Source organism: Sedimentitalea sp. (assembly GCF_039973035.1).
GTDB lineage: Bacteria > Pseudomonadota > Alphaproteobacteria > Rhodobacterales > Rhodobacteraceae > Sedimentitalea.
In genome coordinates this window covers 1-13,158 of the sequence record NZ_JBDWLR010000060.1, presented here as the reverse complement: position 1 = coordinate 13,158, position 13,158 = coordinate 1, and the positions used below count along the sequence as shown (strand labels likewise).

The window sequence follows — 13,158 nt, the reverse complement described above, 5'->3', positions numbered from 1 at the left end:
AGCCCGTTTCTTATTATTCTGCAGCCGATATGCGGGTGAGCTTGTTGCCAAGAGAGGCGTGCCCATCGCGCCGGGCCATATGCACGACAAAGATATTGCCGTTGCCATCCTGCGTGAGGTGATTGGGCAGCGAACCGGTGGGAAGGTTGGCCAGAATTTCACCCCCGGGTGACAACACAACAACATGATCCGCACTGCGCACGGTCACAAAGACGTTGCCTGTCTGCGGCTCGACCACTGCATTCAGTGGCTTGGCCCCGACATTCACACGCCTGAGGACTTCTCCGCTCTTTGCGTCAATGACCGATACCGTGTCATTGTTCTGGCCAACCGTATAAACGCGTGTGCCATCCGAATTTGCCGCGATACCAATTGTGCTTTTGGATCCATCCACAGCAAAGCCGCCCGATTGCGCACCGGTGGTAAGGTCGATCACAGCGAACTCGTCAGACCCGAGGCTGGCAATAAACAACTTGCCCGCATCCGCCGCCAGTGAGAGACCCGCCGCGCCAAAGGTCTTGGCGCGCCGTGCCGAACTCAGCTCGATCGGCGCGAGCATTTCCAGCGTTTCCGTATCGAACACGTGGACTTTTGGCGTAAAGGTGGCGGTGACATAGACCTTGCCATCATGGGCGACAACATCGCGCGGATGACTGACAATCCCGGCGTCGAACTGTTTGATCAAGCTGAGATCATCGGCGCTGTAGACCGCAACGGTATCCTGATGCGTGTTGGAGACCCAGATTTGACCTGCTTGCTCGGCAATACCGATGCCATGGACGGCAAAGTGCCCCATATCTCGTCCGTTGCGCTCGGGCGCAGGACCCGGTTGAACCTTTGCGATGGTTTCCAACGTCGCCGGGTCAATCTTGGCGACATAGGTTTCCGTAATCGGCGGACGCCCTTCAGAGGCCGCGACATAGATCGCGCCGTTTCCATAGGCCACCTGATAGGGTCGTTTCACGATCGGCGCCGAGGTAACAGCGTAAGCATCAACACCCATTTCGTCCAATTGTGCCGAGACAGTAACGTCAAAGGTGGTCGCAAATGGAGCGTCGCCACCCAGTTCTGCCACAACCGGATACATGCCGGGGTTCGCAGTTTCCGGGATGCTGATTTGCGCCCGCAGGCTGCCCTTGTCATCTGCCAAGTACGGCTCGCCACCGTTCAACGCCTCGCCGTTCTGACGCAGATAGACCGGCTGGTTCGGCTGAAAACCACGGCCCATCAGCATTGCTTCGCCACCCGGAACGATTGCTGTTTGATCCGGGCCAAACGCACGAATTCCGCCGTCATAGGCACCGACCGCCGTGAACGGTTCGGCAAGAGTCATGCTGCTTGTCGCCATCAGGAACGCCGAAACCGCCAATCCTTTAAAGATTGATCCTGTCCAGACTGCCGCTTGTTTCTCACTCATCTTTCGTATCCTTTGATCCGGAATGTGCATCCCATTGTATTTCTGGCTCCGGCACGCCTGCGGCCATGGCTGTTCAAGCTTTCAGAGTTGCGCCACCATCGACATACAGGTCCGCCATCGTCACGTGGCCTGCCTGATCGGACAGCAAAAACATCGTACTGGCGGCGATATCCTGGGGTTTGGCGAGCTTTCCCAAGGGGATACCGGTTTTGTAGGTCGCGAGATTGCCATCAATAACGGCCTGCGCACCACTCGTGTTTGACCACATACCTATTTGCATCGGGGTCAGCGTCGACCCGGGCGCCACGATATTGCAGCGGATGCCAAAGGGCGCGATCTCCAGCCCGAGACAGCGCATATGCATGTGCAGCGCGGCCTTACTCGCGGGATAGGCGCCCATTTCCAAACGCGGGATGTCAGCGGAATTAGAGCCGATAGCGACAATCGCGCCTTGCCGTCGTGGTACCATGGCTTTTGCAAGCGCGGTGGTGACATAGAACGCACCATTCAGATTGACGTCGAGAACCCGCAGCCAGTCTGCGGCCTTGGTTTCAAGGATTGTCCCTCCGCCCAATATCCCGGAACACACGATGCCATGGTACAACGGGCCAACGGCACCCTCGGCCTGTACCGCTGCGGCGGAAACGGCATCGGGGTCGGTTACGTCCAAAGCGGCCCTGATGACACCGGGCTGTTCGCCCATCCCATCGATGGCATCTGGTAGATCGGTCGCAAACACATGCGCCCCGGCATCCGCCAGCGCATCCACAATTGCACGCCCAATACCACCGGCGGCCCCCGTCACAAAAGCGCCCCGTCCTTTGAACCCGGTCAGCTTCATGCCTGCCCCTCGTCAAACGCAGCCAAAACCCCGCTGGTTGCAATGACCGCTCCGGAACATCCGGAAACCCAATCCAGGGCCATCTTGTGTTTCTCGGCCGAAAAATCCGCTACGGCATCGGCGACAAAGAACGGCTCGATATCTCGTTGAAATGCCTCGGTGGTGGTCGCAAGACAGCCGATATGGGCGTAGATTCCCGTCACCAGCAGTTGGTCGCGGCCACGCGCGCGCATCAAATCCTGCAGGTTGGAGCGTTGAAACGCGCTGTAACGATGCTTGACCAACTGGATATCACCCTTTTCGGGCCGCAGCGGATTAATGATCTCTTCATGGTCCGGGATGGCTTTCATGCCCGGTCCCCACAGGTCCTTTTGAAGGCCGCGATCCGCCGGGTGCTGGTTGCCCTTTTGCGCCGTGTAGAAAACCGGCATTCCGCTTGCACGGGCGCGCTTGGCAATCGATGCAATGTTCGACGTCACGGCCTGCAACAGCGACCCATCGCGGGTCAGGGCATCTTCGCCATAGGCCGCGCAGAAATAGCGCTGCATGTCGTGGATCAATAACGCAGCGCGATCAGTGCAAAGCCGGAACGGCGCACGGGACTCGGGCAAGTCGTCGGGCTTGGGCAGAGGATAATCCGCGATTTTCGGAAGGGCCATGATCTATCTCTGAAGTATTGCTGTGCTTACATGATGCCTGAGATGCCGAGCGCTCGCCGCATGGCGAGAAACTTGGCACCGGTTTCGGCGATCTCTTGTTCGGGTACTGAATCATCGACGATCCCTGCCCCGGCAAACAACTGCGCGCGCCGATCCTCGATGATGGCGCAGCGCAATGTGACGTGCCAATCGCCGTTGTTCTGGCCATCCACCCAGCCGAGCGTCCCGGCGTAGAAATCCCGGTCGAACGGTTCAGCCTTCTTGATTTCCGACAAGGCAAGCTCCAGCGGGGCACCGGCGACCGCAGGGGTCGGATGCAGCGCATGAACCAGTTGCAGACATGGCGTTTCTGGATCCCGCAGCACACCAGAAATCCGGGTCCCCAGATGCCACATGGATTTGGTTTGCATCAACTCGGGTCTGCCGGGTGTATGCAGTTGCTTGCAATAGGGCGCCAGAATATCGTGGATGTATTCCACGACAATCCGGTGTTCGTTCTCGTCCTTGTCAGAGCGCAGCAAGGCGGCTCCGGCCTCGGCATCTTTGCCTGCATCGGCAAGGCGGCGCGCGGACCCTGCCAACGGCGTCGACAGGACATTGGCGCCCTGTTTTTTCAGCAACCGTTCCGGCGTCGCGCCGACGAGCCAACGGTTTGATTGATCAGCATCGATCAGAGGGATGCAGTAACAGAGCACATTCCTGTCATCTGACAGCAACAGCGCGACCTGCATCGGATCGATCGGCACATCTGTCTCGTAAATCAGGGACCGGGCGAGCACTACCTTGTCCAGCCCATCCGCGCGTCGTGAAACCATCGCTGCAACTCGGGCTACTTCAAGACCGTATTTCTCTCTGGCCGGCAAACGCTCCAGCGCCACGCCGACTGCAGTAATGGCGGCCTGCTTTACCGGTCGGGGCTGCGGCGTGATTGTGCAGAGAAAACCGGTCTGTTCCCGGTCAAACGGAAAAACTCCGAACCGCCGTCCGGAGGTTTTGTGGTTTGCGAATGCCGAGAGCCGCCCCGTCTGGACATCGGCGATCGTCCCGAACTCCTCCCCTAGCAGCAAGGGCTGGCCCCGGTTTTCGGCGGCCATCGTGGGGAGTAAAGAAACTGAGTCTTGGGCGAGCATACGGGGCACCTTGGACAATCGTTTCGGCCAAAAGCTTGGCGTCGACTGGGCGTCTGGGTTTGGTGGGCGAACTGTGTTGCGACCGCCCACCAGTTTCTGGTCGGGGTCAGAACGTGTAGTTCAGCGAAACGTTGATAGAGCGACCCGGTTCGGCAAACAGAATGTCAGAGTCCACATCACGCGACTGGCGCGAAACATACTGTTCATTGAACAGGTTATCTACGCCAACGCGAATGTTGATCGTTTCGTTCTGAGGTGGCGTGTAACTCGCGAAAAGGTTGACGATCTGATAGCCTGGCAACGTCTGCTCCGCGACGTCATAGTCCAGCGCGGCCTCGACAAAGCCGCCGACAACCAGCCCATTTTCAAAGTCATAGCTGCCACGCAGCACCAGGATTTGACCAACCGGCGCACCGGAGTAATCAGCATAGCCCGACAGCAGTTCGCCATTCTCGCGAACATCGGCATCGGTATAGCCGAGCGATACGTTGCCGCGCTGGAACCGATAGCCGAGATCCGCGTCCCAGCCCTTGGTTTCCAATGTGTCGCCCGCCAGCGCACGCGCCCGCGTGTCACCTGCATTTTTGATCTTGGTGCGGAAGGCGTGAACACCACCATAAAGACCATTGGGCAGTGCTACATTGAAACCAACCCGGTAGTTGTCCGAGGTTTCGGCGTCACCATCGGTATAGACCACAGCGTTGCTCAGCGTGGCGGTCTCGCCAAAGTCATATCCGCCGAAAACATGCGAAACGCCCGCGTCCAGCGTTAGCCAGTGGTTTGCGTCGTACTCGGCATACAGGTTGGCGCTGTAGCCGTCATCCTTGCGGGAAAATCCGGAATCCGCTTGCCCGGTGAACTCGGTCCAGTCATAGCGCAAACCACCGGCGACACGCAGCCGGTTGGTGATGTCGGCATTGGCCTGAACGAAGATACCCGAGTTCTTGATCTTTTCGCCGACACGGTTCCAGTTGTTGTAGCTGCTCGCGTCGAGATAATCGAATCCAAAGCGAACTTCGCCGCCAGCGATGGCAACCTTGTTCTGCAGCTTCAGCGTGGTGTTCTGAGTGTTCACATCAACGTTGCTGCTGGTCGCTGTCGCAGGGTTGGCCCGGCGTTCCTGCCACTGGTCTTCCTGCGTGTGGGTCAGGCGAAATTCGGGATTGAAGAAGCCATCGACGAGATCGTCCGTATATTCCAGCGTGTAGGTATTCGTCGTCGTTTCGTTGGGAATGGCGTTCAGCTCACCACCGACTCCGAGGGCAATGTCGCTACGGATATTCCGGTCTTCCTTGTCCTGATAGTACGTGGTCGAAAAGGCAAGCCGACGCCCCTCGCCCAGATCGTAACCCAGCTTGGCAAGAGCGGAATTCACTCCGGTGCCTGTGAACGGAACGGTATTGCCATCGCCGTCTTCCCAGTTACCGCCATCCGCGGTGCTCAGGTACAGCAAATAGTCGAAATTCTCTGCCCGACCATAAACCGACCCTTCATAGGTCATGACATTGCCGTTGCTCTCGTATTGCGCGCCGACGAACCCACCGAAATCGTCACTCGGCTCAAGCATGTCCGCCGCATCGACGGTGGTAAAGACCAGCGCGCCTGCCGTGGCAAAGGGGCCGATATCGGCCGGGGTGATGCCGGCATACACGTCAACCTGTTCGAACAGGCGCGGGTTGATGCCACCCGGCCCACCGTGGTGCCAGACCTGACTGCCCACCGGTGCGCCGTCAACGGTGATGCTGGCCGAGTTGGTTTCAAGGCCGTTGATGAAGATACGCGTACCGGACGCGCTGGTACCGCTCGTCTGCACATTGGTGATCGACTGAAACAGCGTCGAGGCGCTGGTTGCGCCGGTGTCTTTGATGTCATCTGCCGTGATAGTTTCCGCCACTTCGTCATCAGTCGCGGCCTCATCAAGGACAAGCACGCCCAGATCAACGGTGTCGGTATCTTGGGCGTAAAGGGGGCTGACAGCCAGAATAGTGGTCGATGCCAGCCAAAGTGATAATCTAGCCATGCCAGAAATCTCCGAATTGTGTGATTCTTGGATTGGCTAACAAATGGCAATGATCTGTATGGCTTAGCGAGCCGATGGCCCGCCTGAGCGCGGTACCTAAGTAATTTTGTAAGAATTGACAACCCAGAAAAATTTGCGGTGATTTTAGGGTTCTGCGTAATAGTTGACAAACTTAGTCTGGTTTATTACGAGACCCAAGTCTCCTACAATTCGAGACACAAAATTCCACGCACTAGCCCGCCCCGAGCCAGCCACGTGATGCATACTGTACCAAGAGGGGCGATCTTGTGAAAATCCGGGAAAATCTGTGGGCTGACGTTGCTGTTACGGCCTCTGACGGCGCGAGGATCGTCGCAGTCACTCAGTTGTCATGGCATCGGATGAGACGTTCCGTGTTGGCGATTCCAGCGGCACCAAATCAGATTTCAGGAGCGTCAGAGACAATGCGTACCTACGGTCGCAACACAGCCGGACATCAATCAGCAATAATGGCTTGTTTATTGATGGCGGTCGCTAGCGGACCGGCATTTGCCGAACAGGCCGCGGGATCATCGTCGGTTCTGTCCATCGAACTCAACAACGCGGAACCGCAGGAAGACGCCTGCCGCCTGACCTTTGTCGCCCGCAATGAAATGGGGGCTGATCTGGACACGGCGATGTTTGAAACCGTGCTGTTTTCAACTGACGGTGCCGTGCTCAAACTGACGCTTTTTGACTTTCAGGCGTTGCCTGCCGAGCGCCCACGGGTTCGACAGTTTGATGTTCCGGGTGCCCAGTGCGAGGCCATCGGTCAGGTTCTGATCAATGGCGTCCATAAATGCACGGGCAACGGCATCGCCAATACCGATTGCGCCAAGGCGTTGCGCCCGCATTCCCGAACCCAGATTGAGGTGGTGGGATGATCCTGATCGAACAGGCCGTCGGCGCGGTCAGGAATTTCGTTGAACTGGGTGGCCCGGTTGTCGCCATCCTGCTTGGCCTCTCGGTCTTGGCCTTTGCCGTCATCATTTTTAAGTTCTGGCAGTTTCGCGTGTCAGGCGTAGGCCGGCGGTCCGCGCTCAACGAGGCGCTGGAGCACTGGGACGCCGGCTCCGAAGCGGCAGCACGCGGTGCCATCAAGCGCAGCCCCAACCATTTGGGCTCGCTTCTCGTCGAGGCGATGAACGCAGCGGGCACAGATAATGACCGCCAAATGCTGGCCGAGCGTCTGAATGCCCGCGCCGAAGCGCAGCTTGCCCGGTTGGAAAGCATGTTCCGCTTGCTCGACAGTGTCAGCCAGGTCGCGCCTTTGCTGGGTCTCTTCGGCACGGTTCTCGGGATGATCCAGGCCTTTCAAAAGTTGCAAGGCGCCGGTTCTTCGGTCGATCCATCCCTGCTGGCAGGCGGTATATGGGTTGCGTTGATGACGACAGCGGTCGGGTTGGCGGTTGCCATGCCGACATCTGTCATCCTGACCTTTCTGGAATCCCGGGTCGCCCGCGAACGGATCTTTGTCGACAAGGCCCTCCAGATGATCCTTTGCCCCGGTGAATTTGACAAAACCAGAGCCCAAAACACAGCCCCGGCAGGCCTGCAGGCCCATGCGCACTAGGCGGACCCGATTTCGCAGCCGGCGAATGTCGATGACCTCGCTTATCGACATCATCTTTTTGCTGCTGCTGTTCTTCATGCTGAGTTCGACCTTTACCCGCTTCTCCGAAGTGGAGCTTCTTAGCGCGGCTTCGGGTACGTCCGTTCCCAGCACTCCACCACTCTTTCTGCGACTGTCCGTCGATGACCTCTCGCTGAATGGGCAACCGGTCACGCTGGATGATCTGGCGACTACGGTGTCGGATAAGAGCGCAGAGTCCGGCGATGAAGGTACCTTGCTGCTGGTTAGCCCTGCTGACGGGGTTTCTTCTCAAGGTCTGGTTGATGTGCTGACCCGTCTGCGTCTGGTGCCGCAATTGTCCGTCCGGGTGCTGGGAGCAGGCTGATGCGCCGCAGAGCCATTCACAAACGCCCTCCGGAACCGACGATCGCGCTGATCAACATCGTCTTTCTGATGCTGATCTTTTTTCTGATCGCTGGAAGCATTGCTCCGCCGCTTGACCCCGATCTGACATTGGTATCGACCCGTGATCTGGACGGGCGCGAGCCACCTGATGCGCTGGTAATCACCGCCAAAGGCCGCTGTCTCTATCGCGGTGAAGAGATTTCGCCCGAGGCCTACATCGCCGAAATCGCGGCGGATCAGGACGCCCCGGAAATCCGCCTTGTCCCGGACCGGGATCTGCCCGTTGAAACGCTGTTGGCAATGGGGCGTGCCTTGCAAGAGGCGGGGGCGACAAAACTCTTTGTGGTGACGGAAAGAGGACTGGAATGATACAGAATCTGAAGTTTCCCGCTGCCTTGGCGCTGACCTTTTCGCTCGGAGCACATCTGGCCGGTTTCGGCATGACTGCCGGGCAGGAACGCACCCAGATTCAAGGTGGCGCCCCGCAAACGGTCGCGATGTTGGGCAACAGTCTCGCCAATATGGTGGAATCCGTAACCGAGCCGGTCGAGAACGTTGAACCGCTGACGCCAGAGACGCCGGTGTCCGATACCCCGATGCGACATGCTCCTCAACAGCCCGCGCTTGCGCCGCCGAAACAGGCCGAGACCCCTGCGGTGCCTGAACTGCGCCGCGCCCGCCCCGACGAACTGGCAGTCTTGCCGGTAAGCACATCACAGACACCGCTGACGACGCTGCCTGTGACCCCGATGGACCCTGAGATCGCCTCGGCAACCACGCCTGCAGCGCTTTCAGCGGTCGAACCCTCGCAAGCGGCGCCAGCGAAACCGGTCGAACCGGTCTCGATCAGACCGGAAACAGTGACGGCACGCGACCCGGTCGAGGTGCAAACCCCTGATCCGAACATACCCCGACCCAAGACGCGCCCTGATCCGCAAAAAGTGGAACCAAAACGGTCGAAACCGCAGACAACTCAACCCAAAAAGAAAACCACGCGCACCGCCAAGGTCGAAAGCGCGCAGGCCGCGCGCGAGGGGCAGGCAGATGGCAGCAAAGACGCCAAGGCGACGCAAAGTTCAAAATCCAGCGGCAAGGCTCAGGCTGCTGGCAACGCTGCCGCATCGAATTACCCAGGAAAAATCATGCGCAAGATCCAGCGCACCCGTAAGGAAAGTGCCGGCGCGCGCGGCACCGCGACCGTCGCGTTCAGGATCACCGCGTCAGGCGGTGTCTCATCGCTCAGGATTCAAAAGAGCTCAGGCTCGGCCAAGGTCGACCAGATTGCCCTGCGCCATATCCAACGTGCAGCCCCCTTTCCTCCTCCGCCCAACGGCGCACGGACGACGTTCAACCTCAAGATCGTGAGCAAAGGTTAGCCGAGATCGAGGACCGCTTCCACGCGGTTGGTCAATCTCCCGCTATTCGGTTTGGTACGTCGGTCGAGTACACCGAACTGCTTCAGTTGCAGATCGGCAGCACCCTAGGCGGCTGTTTAGGTAAGGACTGCCTCCATCGATTGATCACCGGTTGCAGCTTTCGCTTTGGCCAAAACTTGGGGGCGCCGATTGTTCGCAAGCATGCATCGTTCCAGTATAGCCCGGCGCTCGCAGGAGACCGTCCTTTCTTTACCGCCTTTGCGACGGCGTTGATGTCGTCGGCTTCGGGATAGATGTAGAGGGTCGTCGGATTCCCTTCCACCAGCGAGAGGATTTCCCGGGATTCAGAGGGCGACCAAGTCGTGCAACCATTGCTGCGCCCGCCGGTATAATTCACCAGTTTTCCGTAAGGGACATAGCCCTCCTTGTCGGCATGGCGGCTGGACGGGTTCTTGAAGCGGCACTGCTGTCTCAGGAAAACGGCCTCATGCCCACCGATGGCCCGTTCCCGGGCGTTTGTGGTATCCCCTTCCCCATCAAACAGCAGGAAGGTGCGGTGAAATGGCGTCAGCTTGCCAGATTGGTTATGATAGCCCTTAAACGACGTTCTTGTTTCGGCCGTCACATAGGCTCCGCCCATCGTTAGCTTGGAGCCTTCGGCGTTACTGAAATTCCTGGCGCATTGCCGACCGTTCGAAAAATTCGCCTGACTCAGTTTTCGTCCGTTGCCATAGCCGGATGACACCGCGCGGAACATTTTCTCAGACTCGCAAATGGTATAGAAACGTCGCCCCGCTTGACCGCTAGGCGACGTGCTCGGGCGCGTCGCATCCATGGCAAGGTAGCAGGGATTTCGGGTCGCCCCTCTGCGCAGTTTCTTCTGATAAAGTGCGCGTGCTCTCTGCAGAACGATCGGGGCAATCTGGCCATCGCCCGTGCCGACATGCTTTTGCAGCCATGTCGGAATGTCCAAATTTTGCGCGACCGCCGGGAACGGCCCCGACACGGCGATAATGATCATGAACGCAACGGTGAGACGGAGTGAAATCGACAGCAACGGGAAATCTCCTGCTAGACCACCTACAGGGCAAACATGCCATATTTCGCTGAAATGAACGTGGCCAAGCCGTGGATGACAGTCAATAGCTGAGGAGGCACCCCCCATCCCGCTAGAGCGGAATTGCGCGCTTTGGGGCGGGCCTTGATCGCGCGATTATCTTATGGCGGCTCTGGCTGCTGGATTGGCTGTCCGACAGCAGATGATCTTAACGAGTAAACCCATGCAACTTATACGGCGGGCTTCCCCGCGAACTGCTTGAGGTGGGCGTCGCGTTTCTTCAGTTCTTCTGCAGAGGCAAAACTCCAGGTTACCCTTCCCAGTTCTTCCTCACCTTCGAACTGTGCAGCCCACCCAAGGTATGACCGGTCTCGTTGTTCTTCGGGGATACTCACGCGCAACTCCAGTTCGTGGCGGATTTTGGGAGGAAAGCCAAAATCTCGAAAGCGCGTAATCCCCGCGGGGTTCAACGGTACGCCCACAGAGCCATCCTTCTTGTCGATTTTGAGGAATGGCGAACGGTGGAGCAGGAACGATTCAGCCAATTGTGGAGGCAAGTTCAGCAGCGCCTTCGCGCCTTTCGGAAGTCGCAACGCAATCTCAAGCCGCATCTTTCTGGTCTTGTCAAAGGCACCTGCCATCAGGAACTTTTGCGCGATCATTTCTAATCCCGGTGGAGGCGTATTTGGCACGACATTGAAGTTGCGCCAGGTGACATTGTTGTTGTTGCGGATGAACGCGCGGAAATTGTCCCAATCGAGGAAATCGGCTGGGGTTGCTCCAGGGTCCTGCGGATGAGATAGGATCGCGACAAAGCAGTAATGCCCTGGCGCCGGGAGATCAGCTTCTGCCCAGGTTATTGGACCAGCGGCCACCAAGGTGTCACCAGTTGGCAGGTTCGGCATGACAAGCGAGCCAACCGGTTGCCAGAGGTCTGGTGTCACCAACGTCGAGGCAGGAGACCAGAAAACATCAACTGTCGTGCCGGCGGCAAGTGCCCCACCCCTGTTCAACGAACGGAGATAGACAAAGTTGTCCTGACCACCTGTTGCTTCATAGCCCAGATTGCTCAGGTTTTCGGTACCGCTCCCATCACCATATGCCAGTTGGGGGTCTGCAACCGTGGCCGGAACCAAGATGACATCCGGGCTGGCGGAGATTGCGCCGGCGTGCGGGTCGCCAGTGTCGCCGACATAGTCGCGGATGTAGACATCAGGGCGCATGTTGAAATCGCCAGCTTCGATGATTGCCCTGAGGTTCGGCATAACCCCGATCCGGTCCACCATCGGGTTGTCGGAGGCGGTTGATGTAGCAGGATTGGTCAGCACCGCACGCATTTGTGCCGGTGATAGGCGTCCGCCCGTTGCGGCCTCGACCATGCCCTGAACCGACAGGGCCGCGCCGGTTACAATCGGCGAGGCCCCTGACGTACCGCCAAAGCTACTGGTATAGGCAGATGTAGAGGTTCCGGTCCACCCGTCGCCAGTCGTATCGATCCCTTCGCCCCAACCATAACAATCGATCCGTTCGCCATGGCTGGAGAAACCGAGCCTGCTGTGCGGTGCCGTATCGGATGCCGCACCGACGATGATCGCGCCGGAATCACGGAAAGAGGCATCGGTCGGATCAAAGAAATTCTCGCCACCTGTATTTGTGACAAGATTGAGATCTTCGCCTCCGTTGCCGCCGGCCTCGACAACGATGATCCCAAGCGCTGTGGCCAACCGGATCATTTCATATGTGTCATCGAAGGCTTCGACGGGCACCAATGAATATCCGTTAAAGCTGTTGTGTGCCTCCAACAGCAACACGTCGCCAAACCCCATCTGGCCACAAGCATCAAGGATTGCATCAGCGATGTCGAAATCAGTCGCAGTTCGCCACTGGCCAATCACGTTGACAGAGGCGAGTTCGGGCGTGATCCCCACGCACCCAATCGCGTTGTCGACCGCCGCAACTTCGCCCAACACCGCCGTTCCGTGGCCTTCGTAGCCGTTGTTCAGACCAGAAAGAAGCGCGGCACCATGCGCAACCAAATCCTCGTGATTCAGCGTCCAGCCCCATTCGATATCGACAAAGTTCTGCCCCGCTCCGTCGCCCCCTGCGATGGTCCAGGCGAACTCTGCATCGATGCCTTCGGGGGCCGGGTCGAGATAACCCTGATTGGGGAAACGCGGATCATTGTTCGGTGTGACCGGCGGTTCTTGTGGAACCGGTGCATGCCATGCATCCGCAACAGTTGACCAAGACTTCAGCCGCTTGATTATCTCAGACGGTTTCGCATCGTTGGGACAGATAATTTCAAAGTACTGAAAGATCGGTCCGGGACGATAGCTTGGATCGACTTGCTGAGCTTTCTCAAGCAACTTTTCCAACTGCGCCGTTTCGATCGAATGCCACCGGGGTCGCATCTTGAGGCCGGGAAAGTCAGCGGCGAGCTGTGGCCAAGGACCAAGTTCACCAGCCTCTATCAATTCGACTGTTTCGTCCGGATTTCTCGCTTTGATGAAGTCTTGCAGTCTAACTGTCACATCCCGGACGATAGTATGGCTGTTTCTCAAACAATTCCGGCTTGAGTTTGTGCCAGTCCTTCATGGCTTGCAAGGGCGTTTTGCTGCCTAATGCTGACTGCGGAAGCTGCTGGTTGTAAAGCCAAACGTAG

At 58.1% G+C, this 13,158-nt stretch carries 12 protein-coding genes and 1 pseudogene; 5 read left to right on the top strand and 8 right to left on the bottom strand.

Annotation, left to right across the window (positions count from 1 at the left end; translation table 11 throughout):
* Positions 1 to 13: 13 nt before the first annotated feature.
* From ABJO75_RS14685 to ABJO75_RS14665, 5 genes are all read right to left on the bottom strand, one after another.
* Positions 14 to 1,417 (bottom strand): beta-propeller fold lactonase family protein, encoded by a 1,404-nt coding sequence (locus ABJO75_RS14685; RefSeq protein ID WP_348134104.1) that lies wholly within the window; start codon positions 1,415 to 1,417, stop codon positions 14 to 16.
* Between the two features lie 73 nt (positions 1,418 to 1,490).
* Positions 1,491 to 2,258 (bottom strand): SDR family oxidoreductase, encoded by a 768-nt coding sequence (locus tag ABJO75_RS14680; RefSeq protein ID WP_348134103.1) that lies wholly within the window; start codon positions 2,256 to 2,258, stop codon positions 1,491 to 1,493.
* Positions 2,255 to 2,917, bottom strand: coding sequence for an isochorismatase family protein (locus ABJO75_RS14675; protein WP_348134101.1), 663 nt, complete (start codon positions 2,915 to 2,917; stop codon positions 2,255 to 2,257). Before ABJO75_RS14675 ends, ABJO75_RS14680 begins: the two co-directional genes overlap by 4 nt.
* Positions 2,918 to 2,943: 26 nt before the next feature.
* Complete coding sequence (locus ABJO75_RS14670; protein ID WP_348134099.1) at positions 2,944 to 4,047, bottom strand: isochorismate synthase; 1,104 nt, start codon at positions 4,045 to 4,047, stop codon at positions 2,944 to 2,946.
* Between the two features lie 106 nt (positions 4,048 to 4,153).
* Entirely contained in the window at positions 4,154 to 6,067 is a 1,914-nt protein-coding gene (locus tag ABJO75_RS14665; RefSeq protein ID WP_348134097.1) for a TonB-dependent receptor, read from the bottom strand.
* Positions 6,068 to 6,570: 503 nt separating this feature from the next.
* On the opposite strand from ABJO75_RS14665, the gene ABJO75_RS14660 reads away from it, so the two are divergent.
* From ABJO75_RS14660 to ABJO75_RS14640, 5 genes are read left to right on the top strand one after another with little or no spacing between them, the layout of a single operon-like run.
* On the top strand, positions 6,571 to 6,969 hold the full coding sequence (locus ABJO75_RS14660; RefSeq protein ID WP_348134096.1) for a hypothetical protein: 399 nt from the start codon (positions 6,571 to 6,573) through the stop codon (positions 6,967 to 6,969).
* Positions 6,966 to 7,658, top strand: a complete 693-nt coding sequence (locus ABJO75_RS14655) for a MotA/TolQ/ExbB proton channel family protein (protein WP_348134094.1) — start codon at positions 6,966 to 6,968, stop codon at positions 7,656 to 7,658. The genes ABJO75_RS14660 and ABJO75_RS14655 overlap by 4 nt, the downstream gene beginning before the upstream one ends.
* 31 nt (positions 7,659 to 7,689) lie before the next feature.
* Entirely contained in the window at positions 7,690 to 8,043 is a 354-nt protein-coding gene (locus ABJO75_RS14650; RefSeq protein WP_348134092.1) for a biopolymer transporter ExbD, read from the top strand.
* Positions 8,043 to 8,432, top strand: coding sequence for a biopolymer transporter ExbD (locus ABJO75_RS14645; protein WP_348134090.1), 390 nt, complete (start codon positions 8,043 to 8,045; stop codon positions 8,430 to 8,432). The genes ABJO75_RS14650 and ABJO75_RS14645 overlap by 1 nt, the downstream gene beginning before the upstream one ends.
* Positions 8,429 to 9,439 carry a TonB family protein gene (locus ABJO75_RS14640; RefSeq protein ID WP_348134088.1) on the top strand — a complete coding sequence of 337 codons (1,011 nt, stop codon included), beginning with the start codon at positions 8,429 to 8,431 and terminating at the stop codon, positions 9,437 to 9,439. Before ABJO75_RS14645 ends, ABJO75_RS14640 begins: the two co-directional genes overlap by 4 nt.
* Positions 9,440 to 9,521: 82 nt before the next feature.
* Here the strand turns inward: ABJO75_RS14640 and ABJO75_RS14635 are convergent, their stop codons facing one another.
* The 3 genes and pseudogenes from ABJO75_RS14635 to ABJO75_RS14625 form a co-directional block, all read right to left on the bottom strand.
* Positions 9,522 to 10,496: a hypothetical protein gene (locus ABJO75_RS14635; protein ID WP_348134087.1), complete on the bottom strand. Its 975-nt coding sequence runs from the start codon at positions 10,494 to 10,496 to the stop codon at positions 9,522 to 9,524.
* 230 nt (positions 10,497 to 10,726) lie between these two features.
* Positions 10,727 to 13,027 carry a S8 family peptidase gene (locus ABJO75_RS14630; protein WP_348134085.1) on the bottom strand — a complete coding sequence of 767 codons (2,301 nt, stop codon included), beginning with the start codon at positions 13,025 to 13,027 and terminating at the stop codon, positions 10,727 to 10,729.
* Positions 13,017 to 13,158 (bottom strand): annotated as a pseudogene (locus ABJO75_RS14625) (IS481 family transposase); the annotation flags it as partial. The pseudogene ABJO75_RS14625 and the gene ABJO75_RS14630, both read right to left, overlap by 11 nt.